Below are 19,382 nucleotides of genomic sequence, written 5' to 3' on the forward strand. Positions count from 1 at the left end.
CCGAAACCACAGGGAGCGGCCGCGGCGGACAGGGGTGCTTGCAACGCGAGCCGCCGGCGCAACAGGTCTCCGAGGGAGGCCGTTCAGGAGATGGAATGACCGCAGGTACCGCTCTGGGGCACAGCCCGAGCCGCGACGATTTCGCCGCCCTCCTCGAGGAGAGCTTCCTCGAACACGAGATCACCGAAGGCTCCGTCGTCAAGGGTCGCGTCGTCGCGATCGAGAAGGACGTGGCCGTCATCGACATCGGCGCCAAGACGGAAGGCCGTGTCGCACTCAAGGAATTCACCGGTCCCGGCCGCGAGGGCGAGCTGAAGGTCGGCGACGAGGTCGAGGTCTATGTTGACCGGATCGAGAACGCGCTCGGCGAGGCCGTCATCTCGCGCGACAAGGCGCGCCGCGAGGAGAGCTGGGTCAAGCTCGAGAAGTCGTTCGAGAACAACGACCGGGTGATCGGCACCATCTTCAACCAGGTGAAGGGCGGCTACACGGTCGACCTCGACGGCGCCGTGGCGTTCCTGCCGCGCTCGCAGGTCGATATCCGTCCGGTCCGCGACGTCACCCCGCTGCTCGGCACCCCGCAGCCCTTCCAGATCCTCAAGATGGATCGCCGCCGCGGCAACATCGTCGTGTCGCGCCGGACCGTGCTCGAGGAGAGCCGCGCCGAGCAGCGCTCGGAGCTGGTGGCCAACCTCGAGGAAGGTCAGGTCATCGACGGCGTCGTCAAGAACATCACCGAGTACGGCGCCTTCGTCGACCTCGGCGGGATCGACGGCCTGCTGCACGTCACCGACATGGCGTGGCGCCGCGTGAACCATCCGTCCGAGGTCGTCACGATCGGTCAGACCGTGAAGGTCAAGATCATCAAGATCAACCACGAGACGCACCGCATCTCGCTCGGCATCAAGCAGCTGCTGGCCGATCCGTGGGAGGGCATCGCCGCCCGCTACCCCGAGGGCGCCAAGCTCAAGGGCCGCGTGACCAACATCACCGACTACGGCGCCTTCGTGGAGCTGGAGCCGGGGATCGAGGGCCTGATCCACGTCTCCGAGATGAGCTGGACCAAGAAGAACGTCCATCCGGGCAAGATCGTCTCCACCTCCCAGGAGGTCGAGGTTCAGATCCTGGAGGTCGATCCGGTCAAGCGCCGCATCTCGCTGGGCCTCAAGCAGACCCTGCAGAACCCCTGGGAGGCCTTCGCCGAGAAGCACCCGGTCGGTTCCGAGGTCGAGGGCGAGGTCAAGAACAAGACCGAGTTCGGCCTGTTCATCGGCCTCGAGGGCGATGTCGACGGCATGGTCCACCTGTCGGATCTCGACTGGAACCGTCCCGGCGAGCAGGTCATCGAGGAGTTCAAGAAGGGCGACATGGTCCGCGCCCAGGTTCTCGACGTCGATGTCGAGAAGGAGCGGATCTCGCTGGGCGTGAAGCAGCTCGGCGGTGATCCCTTCGCCGAGGCCGGCGAGATCAAGAAGGGCCAGATCGTCACCTGCGAGGTCGTCGAGGTGAAGGATTCAGGCGTCGAGGTGAAGATCGTCGACACCGACATGCAGACCTTCGTCCGCCGGGCCGAGCTCGCCCGCGACCGCGGCGACCAGCGTCCCGAGCGCTTCGCCACCGGCGAGAAGTTCGACGCCCGCGTCGTGCAGTTCGACCGGAAGGCCCGCCGCGTGCAGGTCTCGATCAAGGCCCTGGAAGTGGCCGAGGAGAAGGAGGCGATGGCCCAGTTCGGCTCCGCCGATTCGGGCGCCTCGCTCGGCGACATCCTCGGCGCGGCCTTCAACAAGAAGCGCTCCGACGACGAGTAAGACGCGATCCGCCGCCCGGCTCGTCCGGGCGGCCCGCCATCAGAACCCGCGCAGGACAGGCGTCCGGCGCGGGTTTTTCTTTGTCGACGGGCACCCATTCCAGGTTGATCCCGTCGGCTGGCCGGCGACCGCGAGGGGGGCGCGGACGCGGGCGGCGGACAATGCGATCATTTTCTTCGCCCGCCCCGTATCCACGCCCGCGGTAAATGCTTAGAACACCGGCCTCACCCGGTTCTGGCCGGGCGAGCCGAACGAAACCAAGGACTTGCCCGGCGCGGGACGTGGCTCCCGCACCCCTCGCGGGGGCCGGGCCGGGGGCTTCAGGGAAGGCACAGCATGGCAGCCGACGCCGAACTGCTGATCGACCGGCGGCGCCTCCGCCGCAGGCTCTCCCTGTGGCGCGTGCTCGGCATCGGCGGCCTGATCGTGGCGGTCGGCGCCCTCGGCTACCGCCTCCGCACCGGCGCGGAGGGCGGCTTCGCCGTTCAGCCCCAGATCGCCCGCATCTCGGTCTCCGGCTTCATCGCCGGCAGCGAGGCGACCGCGAAGCTGATGAAGCGGGTCGGCGACGCCGATGCCGTGAAGGCCGTGATCGTCTCGATCAACTCGCCGGGCGGCACGACCACGGGCTCGGAGGAAATCTTCCGCAACCTGCGCGCGCTCGCCGCCAAGAAGCCGATCGTGGCCTTCGTGGACGGCACGGCGGCCTCGGGGGCCTACATCACCGCCATCGCGGCCGACCATATCGTGGCGCGCGAGACGAGCCTCGTCGGCTCCATCGGCGTGCTGTTCCAGTACCCGGACGTGTCGGGCCTGCTCGACAAGGTCGGCGTCAAGGTCGAGTCCGTGAAGTCCTCGCCGCTCAAGGCCGAGCCCTCGGGCTTCACGCCGACCTCACCGGAGGCCCGCGCCGCCCTGGCGGCCGTGGTGAGCGACACCTACGCGTGGTTCAAGGGGTTGGTGGCCGAGCGCCGGGGCATGGATCCTGCCCAGCTCGCGACGGTCTCGGACGGCCGGGTGTTCAGCGGGCGGCAGAGCGTACCCCTGAAGCTCGTGGATGAGCTTGGCAGCGAGCGTCAGGCGGTGGCTTGGCTGGAGAACGCCCGCGGGGTGACGAAGGATCTCCCGGTCAAGGATTGGAAGCCCCGGTCGGAGAGCGATTTCTCGCTCTGGTCCGCCGCCGGCATCGGAGCGGATCTGCTGGGCCTCGACGGGCTCGCCGCGCGGCTCCGGACGGTCGGCGCCGAGGCGCAGGCCGCCCGCGGAGGGCTCCTCGCCCTCTGGCGGCCGGAACCCTGATCCTCCGCACCCGAAGCCCGCCCCGATCCTTCGAGAAGACCGGACGCCATGATCAAGTCGGAGCTCGTCCTCAAGATCGCCGAGCAGAACCCGCATCTCTACCAGCGTGACGTGGAGATCCTGGTCAACGCGATCCTCGACACCATTTCCGATGCGCTCGCCCGCGGCGACCGGGTCGAGCTGCGCGGGTTCGGTGCGTTCTCGGTCAAGCGCCGGGAGGCGCGCCGGGGACGCAACCCGCGCACGGGTGCCGCCGTTGCCGTGTCCGAGAAGGCGATCCCCGTGTTCAAGACCGGCAAGGAGATGCGCCAGCGCCTCAATGCGGCCGGCATCGGCGAAACCGCCTCGGCCGCAGAATAAAGGAGCCGTCAGCGCGATGATCCGTTTCCTGAAGAGCCTCGTGCTGCTGCCGATCGCCGCCGTGGTGATCCTGCTGGCAGTGGCCAACCGCGCACCGGTTCAGCTCTCCTTCGATCCATTCAACGTCGAGGCGCCAGTCTTCAGCGTGAACCTGCCGCTCTACGCGATCCTGTTCGGCGCGGTGGCGCTGGGCATCATCGTCGGCGGCATCTTCACATGGCTCGGCCAGGGCAAGACCCGGGCGCGGGCCCGCTACCACCGCCGGGAGGCCGTGCGTTACGAGCGTGAGGCGACGCGGCTGCGCGCCTATGCGCCGGAGAGCGAGGTGCCCGGTCCCTACACCGTTCCGAATACCGGCCGGACGGCCCTGCCGGCCCCGCGGTAGGCTCAGCGCGCGCCGCGCACGGCCGCCACAAAGGCCGCGATCCGGTCCGGATCCTTGAGGCCGGGCGCCGATTCCACCCCGGACGAGACATCGACGGCGCCGAGCCGCGTCCGCGCGAGGGCTTCGGCGACGTTGGCCGGGTCGAGCCCCCCTGACAGCATCGTGCCCGCCGGCAGGTCGCGATCGGCGAGGATCGTCCAGTCGAACCTGCGACCGTTGCCGCCGGGCAGGGCCGCGTCCGCCGGCGCCTTGGCGTCGAGGAGGAGGCGGTCCGCGACCGCCGCGTAGGCCGCGAGCGGCGCGAGATCCGACGGGGCCGCAAGGCCGAGCGCCTTCATCACCGGCCGGCCCGTCCGGGTGCGGATCGCAGCCACGCGCTCGGGGTTCTCCCGCCCGTGCAGCTGAATCAGATCGGGATCGACCGCCTCGACCGCGGCGGCGAGCAGGGCGTCGTCCGGATCGACCAGCAGGACGACGCGCTCAGCCCGGCCCTTCGCCCGGCGCGACAGGCCGGCAGCCCGCGCGAAATCCACATGGCGCGGGCTGCGCGGGAAATGCACGAGGCCGATCCAGTCCACCCCGAGCGCCAGGGCGGCGTCGAGGGTGTCGTCGGTGCTGAGCCCGCAGATCTTGATGCGGGCTGTGGGAACGGTCACGGCGGCCATGGGTGTCCTCTAGCCGATCCGGCAGCCGGGCGCATGCATTGGGCGCCAGGTTTGAATGGTCTGCGTGCCGTCAGGCCCTCAGTACAGCGCCGGCAGATAGACGTTCGGGATCGGGAAGCCGCTGAACACGACCTTGCCGTCGGTCAGCCGCAGCGGCGGCAGATCCTTCAGCGGCGTCGCGTCGGCCGGCGCATCCGGCGGCGGGCGTCGGCTCAGCCCGAGAAGGCCGCCGACGAGCTGGCCCACCAGCGCGCCGCGGTCCGAGCCGAAGCGCTGCCCGACGATGCTGCCGACGAGCGCATCAATTCCCGCCGCCCGCAGAGCGAGCTGACCGGCCGGCCGGTGGGCCGCGTCGAGGGCGAGCGTACCCTTCGCCTGGACGCGCTGCTGGCCCTTCGCCAGGGAGAGCCCGGCGATGTCCAGGGTTCCACCGGCCTGGCGCCAGCGCTCCAGCTCCCGCGGGACCGGCCCGGTCCGCAGGACGGTGGCCTGGGACAGGGTCACGTCGAGGGCGAGATCGGTCGGATCCTCGGTACCGGTCAGGGCGTCGAGCTGTGGGACATCCGCCCGGGTCAGGCGCAGGCTGACATCCACGGCGCCGTCGGAGGCGTAGCGGCCGGGATCGGGCCGGGCATGCAGTTCCAGATGCTGGCCCGAGACGGCGATCGGTCCGGCTTCCGAGCCGGTGACGGTGACCTTGGGCTCATTCAGCACGACCGAGGCGCGGGTGAAGCCGTCCGAGGCGCCGTGAAAGCTGCCCTGGAGGGCGCGCCAGGAGGCATCGCCGGTCAGGGCGCCCTGCTCGACATGGAACGGGCCGGCGCTCTCGAACACCACGAGACGCGGCTGATAGATCTGCGCGACCGCGGTGGTCGGCCCGAGGCGGAAACGGCCGTCCGAGCGCTCCAGGGTCACGGCGCTGCAGCGCAGTTCGATGCGGAAGGGGTATCCGGTAAGTGTCCGGTCGGCGCAGGTCCAGGTGCGGCCCGCGGCCGCCTCCCGTGCCATCCAGCCGTCGATCTCGCTGGCCGCCCGGCCGCGGATCCAGAACCAGCCGATCGACCACGCGACCACCACGATGGCCAGGAGGATGTAGGGAAGGAACAGCCCGAGCCGCGAGCGACGCCTGTCCCCGCGTGGAGACGTCTGCGCCGTACGTTCCGGCTGGGTCCGATCCTGCACCATGCGTTCCGCTCCCGCATCATCCCGTCAGGGACATCGCAACCTCGCCATGAGGCCACGCAAGGGGCGAAACTGGGGCGGCCGCGATGCGGGTCGACCGTTGACCGGTTCGAACCGCATGGGACGGGCCGCCATCCGTTCGCTCAAACCTGAGCCGGCTCCACCGTATCGACCTTCAGATCGTCCACGATCGCCATCCGCTCGGCCTCGGTATCGGCGAGGCGGTGAACGTGCATCTCGGTGGCGCCACCGCGGCGAACACGGTCCAGCCAGGTCCGGCGGAGATGGTCGCGCGGACTCTCCTTCGAGGTCGCGACCGAAACCATCTCGGCGATGCCGGAACCGTCGCGCCGCACGGCGATCACCACGGCCTCCGCCATCTCGTCGGCATCGAAGCCGCCGGCCGGATGGACTCCGACCACGTAGCGCCGGCCGGAGCGGCCGCGCCAAGCCGAGAGCGGAAGCGCCGGCGCGCCGCGCAGGCCCGCATTCGTCTTGAGACGTTCTTCGCGCACATCCTGCCTCCGGGTGCGATCGTCCTTCAGGTCGCGGAGCGCGGCCGACCAGGACAGGGCTCTTTTGTTCGCCATTTGTTCCAACCTAGCGCGTGATATCCACAGCCGTCAAGGGCGACGTTCCTAAGGCAGGATGTGGGGACGATACCCGTTATCCACAAGCCGGAGCGCCGGGCAGGCGACGCCGCAGACCGGGTCAGCGGCGGGGTGCGGCCGCCGCCGGTGCCTCGTCGGCCGGCACGGACTGCCCGGCCGCCGCGAGACCCTGGAGCCCGCCATCCACCAGGGCGTTCGAGGCGGTCTCGAGGCGCTCCTGCGCCAGGGTCTGGAACGCCTGCCGCGGCAGACCGGGTGGGATCGTCGGGAGGAATTCGATGATTGCGGTCCCGGGCCGGCGGACGAGGCTGTTGCGCGACCAGAACAGGCCGGTGTTCAGCGCGACCGGCAGGCAGGGCACCTGCAGCGCGGCGTAGAGATGCGACAAGCCCTGCTTGTAGGCCGGCGGCGCCCCGACCGGACGGCGGGTGCCCTCCGGGAAGATGATCAGCTGGCGGCCCTGGCGAATCGCCTCCAGGGCGGCGGCATTCATCAGGCTCATGGCCCGCGTGCCCTTCGACCGGTCGATCGCCACCATGCCGCTGCGGGACAGGTACCAGCCGATCAACGGGATGAAGAGCAACTCGCGCTTCAGGATGTAGGCGAAGTTCGGCAGCACCGTGCAGAGCGCCAGGGTCTCCAGCGCCGACTGGTGCTTGGCGGCCACGAGCAGCGGCCCCGGCGGGATGTTCTCCAGCCCGCGGAACTCGACCCGGGTCCCGGCGACCGTCTCCAGCAGCCAGAGGGTGATCCGGCCCCACAGGCGCGCCAGCCGAATCACCGCCCGCCCGGAGATCAGCGTCGGCAGGCCGATCAGCGCCAGGACCGTCGTGGCGGTGTAGAAGCAGATGTTGAAGGCGAGGGAGCGCAGGGCGAGCATCGGAATCCGGGGCGTGGCGGCTTCCCTGTAGCGCGCCCGGGCACCCGCGGCCAATCCAGGTTATCAAAGGGGGCGAGCCCTTTGGTGGGTTGTCAGGGCAAAGCCCTGACGATTGGCAGGGCTTTGCCCTGGACCCGCGAAACCCTCATCCGGCGGGCCGGTCGTCCCGGGTCAGGCCGGCGCCGCGGCCGGCGATTAGCCAGTAGACCAGACCGGCATTCGCGCCGACCACGAACAGGATCAGGGTCAGCCGCGCTTCGGCGGCCAGGAGGCCCGGATCCCGGCCGGAGCGGAGGGCGCCGCGGGTGAGCCAGGGGAGGGCGGCGGTCAGCGCGCCGCAGCCGACGCCGTACCAGAGCAAGCCCCGCCGACCGAAGACCTCGCCGCAGAGCCCGATCAACGCCGGCGGCACGACCAGCAGGACGAACAGCGCCTGGGCGAGGCCGACGACGAACAGGGCGAGGCCCTCCGGCGGCAACCCGGCCGAGAGATCGGACAGGGCCATGTCGAGGCCGGCGAGCGCGCCACCGGTCAGCCAGGCCTGTGCGGCCGGATCGAGGAGGAGGGCCAACACCAGAACGGTGAAGCCTGCCGGAACGGCGAAGACGAGGGCGAAGGCCCCGAGGAACAGGCGGCCGAGGGCGTGCATGCCGCAAGCCTCTACACGGCGCCCGGCCCCCCGTCGCGCGAAAGCCGCGCCCGATCCACCCGGATCGAACGCGGCTTCCCGGACGCGGAGCGGTGCCTCAGCCGTGGGCGGGCGTCGCGTCCCCGTGGTCGCCGGGACTATGCTTCTTGCGGAACCGGCCGAGCCAGAGGGAGAAGCGGCGGATCACCACGTAGAAGACCGGCGTCAGGAACAGGCCGAAGAAGGTCGCGCCGATCATCCCGAAGAACACCGCGGTCCCGAGGGCCTGGCGCATCTCGGCGCCGGGGCCGGTGGCGATTACCAGCGGCAGCGTGCCGAGGATGAACGCGAAGGCGGTCATCAGGATCGGGCGCAGGCGCAGGCGACACGCCTCCACCGCCGCCTCGACCGGGCCGCGGCGCTCCCGCTGCTCGATGTCGTGCGCGAATTCCACGATCAGGATCGCGTTCTTGGCCGCCAGGCCGATGAGCACGATCAGGCCGATCTGGGTCAGGATGTTGTTGTCCTGCCCCCGGAGCTGCACGCCCGCGAGCGCTGCGAGCACCCCGGTCGGCACAACCAGCAGGATCGCCAGCGGCAGCGCCCAGGATTCGTACTGCGCGGCCAGCACGAGGAAGACCAGCAGCACGCCCAGCGCGAAGACAGCGCCGGCCGTGCCGCTCGCCGCCTTCTGCTGATAGGCGATCTCGGTCCAGTCGTAGGAGTAGCCGTCCGGCAGGTTCTTCTTGGCGATCTCCTCCATGGCGGTGAGCGCCTGCCCGGTCGAGATGCCGGGCTTGGCCACGCCCTGGACCGGGACCGAGTAGTACAGGTTGAAGCGCTGCACGATCTGCGGCCCGGTCACGTCCCGCACCGAGGCGAGCGTTCCCATCGGCACCAGCGCGCCGGTGGAGGAGCGCACCTTGATCTGCGAGATGTCCTGCACCGAGGTGCGGAAGGCGGCGTCGCCCTGCAGACGCACCTGGTAGATGCGGCCCAGCGTGTTGAAGTCGTTGACGTAGGTGCCGCCGAGATCCGCCTGGACCGACGAAAACACGTTGGCCAGCGGAACGTTCAGCATCCGCGCGATGGTGCGGTCGATGTCGAGGAAGAGCTGCGGCGTCGAGTTGTCGAAGGTCGTGAAGACGCGCTGCACGTCCGCGCTCTGGTTGGCCTGACCGATCACCGCGCCGGCGGCGGCCATCAGCGGTCCGATCTCCGACGATTGGCGGCTCTCGATCTGCATCTTGAAGCCGCCGCCGTTGCCGAGGCCGCGGACCGGCGGCGGCGGGATCACGATCACCCGGGCCTCCTGGATGTCGGAGGTGGCCTTCAGCACGTCGCCGGTGATCGCCGCGGCGCTCCGGCCGGTCGTGGCACGCTCCTTCGCGCCCTTGAGCGTCAGGAACATCACGCCGGCATTGGTGGTGTTGGTGAAGGTCGCGCCGTCGAAGCCCGCGATGATCACCGCGTTGGCCACGCCGTCGACCGTGCGGGCCTGCTTGGCGGCGCGCAGGATCACGTCGGTCGTGCGGTCGAGGGAGGCGCCGGAGGGCAGCTGGACCACCCCGATCAGGTAGCCCTGGTCCTGGTCCGGGATGAAGCCCGTGGGCGTCGTCTGCGCGAGGTGGAGCGTGCCGGCGATCACCGCGGCGTAGATCAGCAACATCACGCCCAGGCCCACGATCCCGCCGGTGAGCACCCGGATGGTCCGGCCGTAGGCGTTCGACGTGGCGTCGAAGGCGCGGTTGAAGCCGTTGGCCAGCCAGTTCACGAACCGCGTCAGGAAGAACTTCGGCTCCTTCCGGGCGTGATGCGGCACCAGCAGCAGCTTGCAGAGGGCCGGCGACAGGGTCAGCGAGTTGAAGGCCGAGATCAGCGTCGAGGCCGCGATGGTCAGCGCGAACTGCTTGTAGAACTGGCCCGAGATGCCGGGGATGAACGCGGTCGGCACGAACACCGCGGCGAGCACCAGCGCGATCGCGATGACCGCGCCGCCGACCTCGTCCATGGTCTTGTGGGCGGCATCGCCGGGGGAGAGCCCCTCGGCCATGTTGCGCTCGACATTCTCCACCACCACGATCGCGTCATCGACCACGATGCCGATGGCGAGCACCAGCCCGAACAGGGTCAGGTTGTTGAGCGAGAAGCCGAATCCCGCCATCGCTGCGAAGGTGCCGATGAGCGAGACGGGGATCGCGATGACCGGGATGATCGCGGTGCGCCAGCTCTGCAGGAACACCAGCACCACGATGACCACGAGGCCGACCGCCTCGAACAGGGTCTTGTAGACCTCGTGGATCGATTCCTCGATGAACTCGGTCGGGTTGTAGGCGATGCGGTACTCGACGTCCGGCGGGAAGTTCTTCTTGACCTGCTCCATCACCTTCTTGACCGACGCCGCGGCGTCGAGGGCGTTGGTGCCGGGCCGCTGGAACGCGCCGATGCCGACCGCGGGCGTGTCGTTGAGGAACGAGTTGGTCGTGTAGTCCTTCTGGCCCATCTCGACGCGGGCGATGTCCTTCACCCGCACCAAGCGCCCGTCCTGCGCCTTGATGATCACCTCGGCGAATTGCTCGGGCGTCTTGAACCGTGCCTGCGACTGCACGACGAGCTGGAACGCCTCACCCTTGGCGGCGGGCGGGCCGTTCAGCTGGCCCGCCGCCACCTGCACGTTCTGCTCCTGCAGCGACGTGGTGACGTCGGTGACCGAGAGGCCGTAGGCGGCGAGCTTGTTGGGATCGACCCAGATCCGCTCCGCATACTCGCTGCCGCCGAACACCGTGATGTCGCCGACGCCGTCGAGGCGCAGCAGCTCGTCGCGGATGTTCAGGTAGATGTAGTTGGCGAGGTAGTTCTGGTCGTAGGTCTTGTTCGGCGAGAGCAGATGCACGACCAGCATCAGGTCGGGCGAGGCCTTGCGCACGGTGACGCCGAGGTTGCGCACGTCCGGCGGCAGGCGCGGCTGAGCCACCGAGAGCCGGTTCTGCACCAGCACGTTGGCGATATCGAGGTTGGTGCCGACCTTGAAGGTCACGGTCAGCAGCATGTTGCCGTCGTTGGTCGACAACGACGTCATGTAGAGCATGTTGTCGACGCCGTTGACCTCCTGCTCGATCGGCGTCGCGATCGTCGCCGCCACGGTCTCGGCGTTGGCGCCCGGGTAGGAGGCGCGCACCGTCACGGTCGGCGGCACGATCTCCGGGTATTGCGAGACCGGCAGGCTCTCGTAGGCCACGAAGCCGAGGATCAGGAAGATGATCGACGTGACGGACGCGAAGATCGGTCTGTCGACGAAGAAATGGGCGAAACGCATCGGTCAAACCTCTGAGGCCCGCCGGTCTCCCGGCTGGGGCCCTGCGTCGTCGGTGCGGGGCGCGCCGCAGGGCGCGCGCGGAGGCAGTGGCAGCGAGCCGGTCCGGCTCACGTCTTGCTCGGCGGCAACTCGATGGTCTCGGGCGTCACCTTCGCGCCTGGCCGCACCCGCGAGGTGCCATTGACCACGACCATCTCGTCGCCCTTCAGCCCCGACTGGATCACCCGGTAGCCGTCGACCTTCGGCCCGAGCACCACGTCCTTCTGCTGGATGACGTTCTCCGGACCGAGCAGGTAGACGATCCGCTTGTCCTGGTTAGCCGACACCGCATCGTCCGGCAGCAGGATGCCCTGGAACGGCTTGGTCGCCGGCATCGAGACGATGCCGAACAGGCCGGGCTTGATGAACAGGTCGGCGTTCGGGACGGTCGCCCGCAGCAGGATCGTGCCGGTGGCGTTGTCGACGCGGTTGTCGACGAAGTCGAGGGTGCCCTTGCGGGTCGGCTTCGCCTCGCCGGACAAACTGATCAGGATCGGCACGCCCTTGCCCTGCTGGGTCTGGCCCATGCCGATGCCGAGGCTGTTCTGGTATTTGAGGAACGCCTTCTCGTCGACCGTGTAGCTGAAATAGATCGGATCGAGGGAGACGATCGTGGTCAGCATCGTCTGGTCGGCGCTGACGATGTTGCCCTCGGTGACGAGCCGCCGGCTGATCCGGCCGTTGATCGGCGCCTTCACCTCGCTGAAGTCGTAGTTCAGCTGGGCGTTGTTGAGGGCGGCCTGGGCGCTGTCGACATCGGCCTGGGCGGTCAGCGAGGCCTGCCGGCGCTGGTCGGTGACCTGCTCGGAGATGTTGCCGCTGCGCGAGAGGGTCTGCGCGCGTTCCAGATCCGTCTGCGAGAAGGTCTGCCGCGCCTTGGCGGAGGCCAGGGCCGCCTGGGCCTGCTCCAGGGCCGCCTTGTAGGGGCGGCGGTCGATGACGAACAGGACGTCGCCCTTCTTCACCGTCTGGCCGTCGACGAAGTTGATCTTCTCGAGGTATCCGGTGACGCGGGCGCGAACCTCGACGTATTCGATCGCGTCGAAGCGACCGGTATACTGGTCCTGCTCGATGATCTCGCGCACGACCGGCTTCGCCACCGTGACCTTCGGCGGCGGACCGCCCGGGGCCTGGGCATAGGCCGGCGTCGCGAGCGGTCCCGCGGCGAGGCCGGCGGCCAGTCCGGAGAGCACGGTGAGAAGGCTGGGAAGCCGGCTGCGCATCGGGTTCTGCTGTCCATGGGCCGACCGACGGTCGCGCCGAGCTTGACGATAGTTCCGCCGCAGACGCGCCGTAACCCGCACGCAGCGCTGTTGCTTGTGCGCCGGCGCACACGGCGGTGCAGCGCGCCGGATGATCCGGAGACCTACTCGATGGGCTCGCCCGCGCCGTACCAGTCCTTGAAGCCACCCTTGTAGTGGCGGGTGATGTCGAGGCCGGCCTGCTGCACCGCCATCAGCGCCTGGACGGATCGGACCCCGGCGGCGCAGGAGAAGACGGGCTGCCGGCCATCCCCGGCCACGAGGGCTGCCACGGCCTGCGGATCGAAGCTGGACAGCGGGTGCGAGACCGCGCCCGGAATATGCCCGGCGCTGTATTCATGAGGTTCTCGCACATCGATGACCAGCATCGAGCCGTCGTCAAGCCCGCGCTTGATCGCGTCGCGATCGAGGTCGACCACCTGCATCCGCGGGATCTCCGTTCTGCCCGAGAGTCATCAGCCTGGCAGACTGACGCTTTTTCATATTCGTCAGGCCGGACCCGTGCAACTCGGCGCCGTTGCCCCGCCGTGCGCGCCGGTGGTCAGAGCGCCGCGAGGGTCGGTCCCACCGCGTCGAAATGGGCGGCCCAGGTCGGCGGCCGGTATCCGGTGAGGCGTCCGGCGAGGTCGCGCCGCAGGGGCGAAGCCGGATCGGACAACGTCTCGATCGCCGCGATCCAGCCGGGGCCATCGAGGGGATCGCGGAACAGGGCAAATCCCTCGGCGATCTCCCGGTGGACGGGGATGTCGGAGGCCACCACCGGCAGCCCGGAGGCCGCAGCCTCCACCAGCGGGATGCCGTAGCCCTCCGTGAAGGACGGCATCAGCAACGCGGTGCAGCTGCGCATCAGGGCGGCGAGGCCGTGCGTCGACAGGCCGGTCGCCTCGATCGTGTGGGCGCGCACGCCCGGGCACCGCTCCAGCATGTCGATGGCGCTCTCGGCCTCCCAGCCGCGCCGCCCGACCACGATCAGCCGGGGCGTGGCGGCCCCGTGGCGCTCGGCCAGGTGCCGCCAGATCTGGAACAGGAGCAGGTGGTTCTTGCGCGACTCGATCGTGCCGCAGGCCAGGAAGGTCGGCCGGTCGGGCTCGAAGCGCGGCCCGTCGCGGCCGAAGGCCGGCTCGACGCCGAGATGGCCGACCGCCACCGGCGGCCGCCCGAAGCCCTCGGCCGCGAGGTGATCGAGGGTGCGGTGCCCGGTATCGGCCGAGTTCACCAGGATGGCGGCGGCGTGCCGCCCGATCGTGCGCAGGCGTGCCCGGTGCCGCTCGGCCTCGCCGGCGCGGCCGTATTCGGGATGGGTGATCGGGATCAGGTCATGGACGAAGAAGGCGGCGCGCACGTCCCGGCGGGTGTAGAGCCAGTCGAAGCGCCGGGGATCATCGAGGCGCAGGTGCGAGGTGTGCAGATAGAGCGCATCCCGGGGGAGTGCGTCGACCGGGCGGCCGCGCAGGGCGATCTCGGCCGCCGTCCGGGCCTGGATCTGGCGACGCGCGCCGGTGCCGGCCCTCGGTGCCGGGGATTCACCCACCGGTGCGGACGCGGGACCGGAATCGCCGCACCGTACCGCCAATCGGCGATAGACCGGGTCGTCGGACGCCTCCCGGTCCTCGACCCAGCCGGCCGCCACGGCCTCGACGATCGCGAGCGCCCGATCCCGATCGAGAATCCGCGGTCCGAATGCGGTCGAGACGACGCCGACGCCGTCCCTGGCCCGGCCCAGGAAGGTGCGGGCATAGGCGAGGTCGACGCGATCGATTCCGGACGGGCTTGCGTGGCGCAGGCGCGTGACGAGGCGTGTGAGATCGAAGGCTATTGGTCGGTCGGTCATGGACCTTCGCGGATATCGGGTCTGCGCGCACCCCGTAGCGGCCGCACGGTGCGAGCGCCAGCGGTTCCGGATCCAGGCGCGCGACGGGGTGGCGCGAAGGGGTTGCACCGGCGCGGCGCGACCGCTAAGAGCCCAGAGCCCTAGCGGCGTCGGAGTGTAGCGCAGCCCGGTAGCGCACCTGTCTGGGGGACAGGGGGTCGTCGGTTCAAGTCCGGCCACTCCGACCATTCTTACCCTGCCGTCGCAGTGGTTTGGCCAACGGACCGGATCGGTTGGCCGATGGAAGATCGCCCTCGCCAACACGTCGTAAGCCACGGGTGCCCACGGCGCTGCGGCCGATCCGCGGGGAGCGCGGCGCGTTCAGGCGCGCAGGAGCCAGTCGACCGCGGGCGCGGCCATGACGACGTCCCGATACGCGTCGATCGGGTGCGGGCGCCCGGCCAGATAGCCCTGGATCTCGGTGCAGCGATGATCCTTGAGGAAGGCGAGCTGTTCCTGGGTCTCGATCCCCTCGGCGATCACCGGCATGTCGAGACTCTGGCCGAGGGCGATGATCGCCTTCACGATGGTCATGCCCTTATGGGTGATCCCGATCTGGCCGATGAACGTCCGGTCGATCTTGAGCCGATCGAAGGCGAAGGACTGCAAGGTCAGCAGCGAGCTGTATCCGGTCCCGAAATCATCGATCGCGATCCGCACACCCTGCTTCTTGATGCTCTGCAGGACGCGTCGGGCCCGCGTCGTGTCGTCGAGGAACAGGCTCTCGGTGATCTCGAGCTCCAGCCTGCGCGGATCGAGCCCGGTTTCGCCGAGGACGGTGCGTACGAAGTCCGGCAGGTTCGCCTGCCGGAACTGAGCGATCGACAGATTGACCGCGATGCCCAGCGGCTGCCTCCAGCCGGCGGCCTCACGGCAGGCCGCCCGCACCACCCACTCGCCCAGCGGCAGGATCAGGCCGGTCTCCTCGGCGACCGGGATGAACTGCGACGGCGCGATCGACCCGCGCACCGGGTGATTCCACCGCAGCAGGGCCTCGAAGCCGGTGACCCGACCGGTCACGACCTCGACCTGGGGCTGGTAATGCAGCTGCAGCTGATCCGTCCCGATCGCCGCCTGGAGATCGCGGGCGAGCTGGTGTCGATCGCGCGCCGCGCTGTCCATGGCGGGCTCGAAGTGGCTGAACGTGCCCTTGCCCTCGCTCTTGGCCCGGTACAGGGCCATGTCGGCGGCCCTGAGCAGATCCTCGTAGGTTTCGCCGTCGCGCGGGAAAACCGCGACCCCGACGCTGCACCCGACGTCCACGCGGGCATCGTTCAGATCGAAGGACGCCGTCAGGGCGCCGATCAGGGCTCGGGCCGCATCACTCGGTGCATCCGCCGATGCGAGCCCCGTCGCCAGCACCGCGAATTCGTCGCCGCCGAGGCGCGCGGCCGTATCCCGCGCGCCGATCCCGCCGCGCAGACGGTTGGCCACTTCGATCAGAACCGTATCGCCGGCCGGATGGCCGAACACGTCGTTGATCTGCTTGAACCCGTCGAGATCCACGCACAGCAGCGCGGCCTGGCCCTCGGTGGCCGCGAGGGCGGCGAGTTCGCGCTCGACGGTCTCCTCGAACAGCCGCCGGTTGGGCAAGGCGGTGAGGGCATCATGCCCCGCCAGGAATCGCATCCGCTCCTCGGCCCGCCGCCGTTCGGTGATGTCTTCGTGGGTGCAGACCCAGCCGCCCCCCGGGACCGGGGCCCGCGTGATATCGATGGCCCGACCATCCGTGAGTTCCGCGACGGTCCAGGCGCGACGATCCCCCGGCGGCTCCATCAGGTGGGTCACGGCATCCTGGTCCGCGACGATCTGAGCGGACACGTACCGGCGGATCGCCTCGGCCGTGACGCCCTGGGCGCGCAGGCGATCCGGTATCGCGTAGAGGTCGGCGAAGCGCGCGTTCATGATCACGAGATCACGGCGATCGTCGAACAGGCAGAGGCCCTGCGCCATGTTGTCGAGCGCGACGCCGAAGGCCGCGTGCTGGCGCCGCAACTCCTGTTCGGAGCGAAGCCGCTCCTCCGCGCGCCCCTTGTGCTCGCGATCCCGCAGCCGCCGCATGATCAGAACGGCGAGGCCGATCAGGCAGGTGGCGAGCAGAGCCGCGTTGATCACGATCGCAGCCGCCTGTTGGCGGAAGGGCGCCAGGGCCGCCTCGGCCGTGCGGCTGACGATGAGCATCAGCGGATAATTGTCGAGCGCCTGAACCGCGACGAAGCGGTCGCGCCCGTCGATCGGACTGACGAGGCGCATGGTCCCGTTGGGGACGCCCTGGGCGGCCACCAGCGTCGCCGAGCTGCTCGGATAGACGTTGCCGGTGGCGTCCTCCCGCGGCGGATACCGCACCAGCAGCACGCCATCCTTGCGGAAGACACCGATCACGTAATCTTCGGCCGGGACGATGCGGCTATACAGATCCTGAAAATAACTCAGCTGGACAGCGCCGAGGACCATGCCGAGGAACGTGCCGTCGGGGGCCGATACCTTTCGGGCGACGTAGATCGTCCACACGCCGTCGCCGCGGTTCCGCACCGGCCGGCTGACGAAACGCTGCAGGGATGGGTCGGACGCGAGCGCCTGGAAGTAATCGCGATCGGACAGATCGACATCCGGGATGGGCCAGTAGCGGCTGAAATTCAGAAGCTTGCCCCGGTGATCCAGGACCGTGATGGCATTGACCTGGGGCAAGGCTGCGATGCGCGTGCTCAGCTCGTGATGCAGCCTGAGCGTGGTCGCGGCGGCGGCGTATCCGGCCGTATCGGTGACGTGAGCCTCGCGGAACTCCTGGATCACCGCCTCCTGCGCAAGCTCCATGGCCTGGAGGGCGCGATCGGCCTGATCGGTTAGGATCGCAGAAAGGCTCGTGAGGCCGCGGGTGACGTCGCGCGTCGCTTGGCGATGGAGATCCACGACGATCACCAGGGCCGCGCAGGCGATCACCGCCGCGGCCAGGCAGCAGCTCAGGATCGGCGTCAGCCGCGGACGGCCCGACGCAGCCTTCAGCCATGAACGGACGCCTCGCATCTGGCCTGAACTCGAGTCCCTCAGAACGTAAAAGAGACATCGCGATAAGGCCAAACCGCGAATTTAGTGTTACTCAGCAAAGTCACGATAAGACAAAACGTAGTCACATCGCCTTGAGCAGCGCTCCCACCTGGATGGTGACAGCGCAGCAGAGCCTGACCGAGCGATCCGCATACGTCGCATCAGCGTCCTGAAACAGCGCGCCATACGCGACGCTGCTCGACGCGTTGATGGATCGGCCCCGCATCGAGAGGGTCCGGCGCAAGCGCTGATCGGCTCCGTGGCGGATCTAGCCGAACGCCCGCGTGGGCTTGGCCGAAGCCGCGGGACTTCATCAGACGAGGATATGACGACGTCGCTGCGACCGATCCGGATGGGCGACAGACGACGGAGGCTGAGTTGTCGGCCGTATCGCGGGCTTCGGCGCAAGGTGGGCCGAAGAAGCGCTTCTCGCCGCTCCGCAGATCAGCCGCCGACGCGTCTTCGCGGAGGCGCCCCCGTAAGCCTGTCCGGTTCACCGGCACGGCAGACGTTATCGCCCGCGGCCGCGCGCCGGGACGATCAACGCCTCGGTTCCGGCATGGCCCGGTCGACGTCCGCCATCCCGTCTTCGAGGCGCGTGGCACATCGTCCCGGCTCACAGGCCCATCGAAGGTTCCCCGCCCGATGGTCGAATCCGTGCGGGGTCCCTTGTCCTACCGGCCGAGCGACGGGCCGCCGGACGTGCCGCCCGTCCCGGGCGGTCCACTGGTCGGCGCACCGCCGATGTTGACGCCGGGGGTCGTGCCCGGGATCGGCGAGTTGCTGGGGTTGGCCTCGTTTCCGCGGGTGATCGGACTGGGGCCAAGATCCCTCGCTCCCGCGCCTGCGCCTCCGGTTCTCGCCGGTGGCGCGACACCCGTGTTTCCCGCGCCTCCGGTCACGACCTGCGCCGAGGCCGGCTGGGCGAAGAGGAAGGGCAGAGCCCCTGCGAGCGCCATGAGGGTGCGGGTCATGAAATCTTCCGTGCGCGTGTTGCGGCACAGGAACGGCTGATACCCCGTGAAGTTCAGAGGACGGGTGCGGCTGCGAGATCGCCGGCTGCGCCATCACCGCATTCGTACGGTCGCTCAGCACGAATGCGGTCCAGACGGCACAAGCTGCGCGCGTGGCGTCTGTGCAGACCGCGGGCGATCGAGATTCGACGGGCCGGGCTCCGGGCGTGCCGGTCGGGGCGTTCGCCGGCCGGCGCCGCTAGTCCCGATCCGGTTGTGACTGCAGGCCCGCCGTCGCCTTCACGATCGTCACGACGCTGGCCCGCGTGGCGCTGTCCGTGATGCGCGCGAAGGCCTTCACGAGTTCCATCGCCTGCGGATCCTCGAGGAAGGTTGCCGGACCCGGTTCGGACCCGGTCGATCCCGGCTCGCGGGCGAAGAAGGTCTCGACCGGGACCTTCAGGATGTCGGCGATCGTCTGAAGCCGGCCCGCACCGATGCGGTTGCGCCCCTTCTCGTACTTCTGCACCTGCTGGAAGCTGACGCCGAGGGCATTCCCGAGCGCACTCTGGCTCAAGCCCTGGGCCACCCGGAGCGCGGCGACGCGACTGCCGATCGTGCGATCGGCGTCGGTCGTCAGCTTCGGCGGCGTGGGAGCGGTGAGAGGGGCAGTCATGCGAACGTGGCCTTCGGATGGAATGGCGATGTCGATCGGTCTGTCGACCGTCTGACGAACAAGATGGTGAGCGATTGAGTTGCGCACAAATATGCAATCCAGGCGTGCGTCAACCTGCCAGCTCGCGTACAGCGCGTGAGAGGCTGTCGTATGCGCAGTCTACATCGTCAACCCGAACGACACCTCTCCACCACCCGCCCGGGAAGCCCCGGACGGGCCAGATCGACAGAGGCCACGGGCGCGCTGGGCCGCGCCGTCCTGATCTGGCCGCAGACGCGCGGCGACGTCATCCGGGATCTCACTGAATAGGCCGCGGATCGTCCCGCCCTCCGGCGCGCCGGTCTCGTCATCGGCCGATACCGCAGCGCCGCTGCGCCCGGGAGCCGCCTGGCCGTGTTCCCCG

At 69.3% G+C, this 19,382-nt stretch carries 16 protein-coding genes and 1 tRNA gene; 5 read left to right on the top strand and 12 right to left on the bottom strand.

The genetic code is table 11. The annotated features are described in order from the left end of the window. The first annotated feature begins 95 nt into the window (after positions 1–95). The 4 genes from rpsA (at position 96) to AAHG09_RS21310 (ending at position 3,852) form a co-directional block, all read left to right on the top strand. Positions 96–1,808 carry a 30S ribosomal protein S1 gene (gene rpsA / locus AAHG09_RS21295; protein WP_091721181.1) on the top strand — a complete coding sequence of 571 codons (1,713 nt, stop codon included), beginning with the start codon at positions 96–98 and terminating at the stop codon, positions 1,806–1,808. 336 nt (positions 1,809–2,144) lie between these two features. Further along, positions 2,145–3,107 (top strand): signal peptide peptidase SppA, encoded by a 963-nt coding sequence (sppA, locus tag AAHG09_RS21300; protein ID WP_342109490.1) that lies wholly within the window; start codon positions 2,145–2,147, stop codon positions 3,105–3,107. A 48-nt stretch (positions 3,108–3,155) separates the two neighbouring features. Further along, complete coding sequence (locus AAHG09_RS21305) at positions 3,156–3,467, top strand: integration host factor subunit beta (protein WP_010683170.1); 312 nt, start codon at positions 3,156–3,158, stop codon at positions 3,465–3,467. 16 nt (positions 3,468–3,483) lie between these two features. Further along, entirely contained in the window at positions 3,484–3,852 is a 369-nt protein-coding gene (locus AAHG09_RS21310; RefSeq protein WP_342109491.1) for a LapA family protein, read from the top strand. A gap of 2 nt (positions 3,853–3,854) precedes the next feature. On the opposite strand, the gene AAHG09_RS21315 is transcribed toward AAHG09_RS21310, so the two are convergent. The 9 genes from AAHG09_RS21315 to AAHG09_RS21355 all read right to left on the bottom strand — a co-directional run bounded on the left by AAHG09_RS21315 (position 3,855) and on the right by AAHG09_RS21355 (position 14,266). Next, on the bottom strand, positions 3,855–4,517 hold the full coding sequence (locus tag AAHG09_RS21315) for a phosphoribosylanthranilate isomerase (RefSeq protein ID WP_342109492.1): 663 nt from the start codon (positions 4,515–4,517) through the stop codon (positions 3,855–3,857). A gap of 78 nt (positions 4,518–4,595) precedes the next feature. Beyond that, positions 4,596–5,702: a DUF2125 domain-containing protein gene (locus AAHG09_RS21320; protein WP_342109493.1), complete on the bottom strand. Its 1,107-nt coding sequence runs from the start codon at positions 5,700–5,702 to the stop codon at positions 4,596–4,598. A gap of 140 nt (positions 5,703–5,842) precedes the next feature. After that, positions 5,843–6,289: a hypothetical protein gene (locus AAHG09_RS21325; protein WP_342109494.1), complete on the bottom strand. Its 447-nt coding sequence runs from the start codon at positions 6,287–6,289 to the stop codon at positions 5,843–5,845. Positions 6,290–6,410: 121 nt separating this feature from the next. After that, positions 6,411–7,190 (bottom strand): lysophospholipid acyltransferase family protein, encoded by a 780-nt coding sequence (locus tag AAHG09_RS21330; RefSeq protein WP_342109537.1) that lies wholly within the window; start codon positions 7,188–7,190, stop codon positions 6,411–6,413. Positions 7,191–7,335: 145 nt separating this feature from the next. Beyond that, complete coding sequence (locus tag AAHG09_RS21335; protein ID WP_342109495.1) at positions 7,336–7,839, bottom strand: hypothetical protein; 504 nt, start codon at positions 7,837–7,839, stop codon at positions 7,336–7,338. Between the two features lie 97 nt (positions 7,840–7,936). Beyond that, positions 7,937–11,134, bottom strand: coding sequence for an efflux RND transporter permease subunit (locus AAHG09_RS21340; protein ID WP_342109496.1), 3,198 nt, complete (start codon positions 11,132–11,134; stop codon positions 7,937–7,939). 107 nt (positions 11,135–11,241) lie between these two features. Next, the gene (locus tag AAHG09_RS21345; RefSeq protein WP_342109497.1) at positions 11,242–12,396 is read right to left on the bottom strand and encodes an efflux RND transporter periplasmic adaptor subunit; all 1,155 of its coding nucleotides are present in this window, start codon (positions 12,394–12,396) and stop codon (positions 11,242–11,244) included. Between the two features lie 143 nt (positions 12,397–12,539). Continuing rightward, positions 12,540–12,860, bottom strand: a complete 321-nt coding sequence (locus AAHG09_RS21350) for a rhodanese-like domain-containing protein (RefSeq protein WP_342109498.1) — start codon at positions 12,858–12,860, stop codon at positions 12,540–12,542. A 116-nt stretch (positions 12,861–12,976) separates the two neighbouring features. Next, positions 12,977–14,266: a glycosyltransferase family 4 protein gene (locus tag AAHG09_RS21355; protein WP_342109499.1), complete on the bottom strand. Its 1,290-nt coding sequence runs from the start codon at positions 14,264–14,266 to the stop codon at positions 12,977–12,979. A 150-nt stretch (positions 14,267–14,416) separates the two neighbouring features. Here AAHG09_RS21355 and AAHG09_RS21360 point away from each other — a divergent pair. Beyond that, positions 14,417–14,493, top strand: a tRNA-Pro gene (locus AAHG09_RS21360). Between the two features lie 133 nt (positions 14,494–14,626). On the opposite strand, the gene AAHG09_RS21365 is transcribed toward AAHG09_RS21360, so the two are convergent. From AAHG09_RS21365 to AAHG09_RS21375, 3 genes are all read right to left on the bottom strand, one after another. Next, positions 14,627–17,329: a bifunctional diguanylate cyclase/phosphodiesterase gene (locus AAHG09_RS21365; RefSeq protein WP_342109500.1), complete on the bottom strand. Its 2,703-nt coding sequence runs from the start codon at positions 17,327–17,329 to the stop codon at positions 14,627–14,629. Between the two features lie 103 nt (positions 17,330–17,432). Continuing rightward, on the bottom strand, positions 17,433–17,594 hold the full coding sequence (locus AAHG09_RS21370; RefSeq protein WP_342109501.1) for a hypothetical protein: 162 nt from the start codon (positions 17,592–17,594) through the stop codon (positions 17,433–17,435). A 968-nt stretch (positions 17,595–18,562) separates the two neighbouring features. Further along, positions 18,563–18,979 carry a helix-turn-helix domain-containing protein gene (locus AAHG09_RS21375; protein ID WP_342109502.1) on the bottom strand — a complete coding sequence of 139 codons (417 nt, stop codon included), beginning with the start codon at positions 18,977–18,979 and terminating at the stop codon, positions 18,563–18,565. Positions 18,980–19,382 lie beyond the last annotated feature (403 nt).

The sequence above is a fragment of the Methylobacterium guangdongense genome (genome assembly GCF_038442355.1).
GTDB classification, from domain to species: Bacteria; Pseudomonadota; Alphaproteobacteria; order Rhizobiales; family Beijerinckiaceae; genus Methylobacterium; species Methylobacterium guangdongense.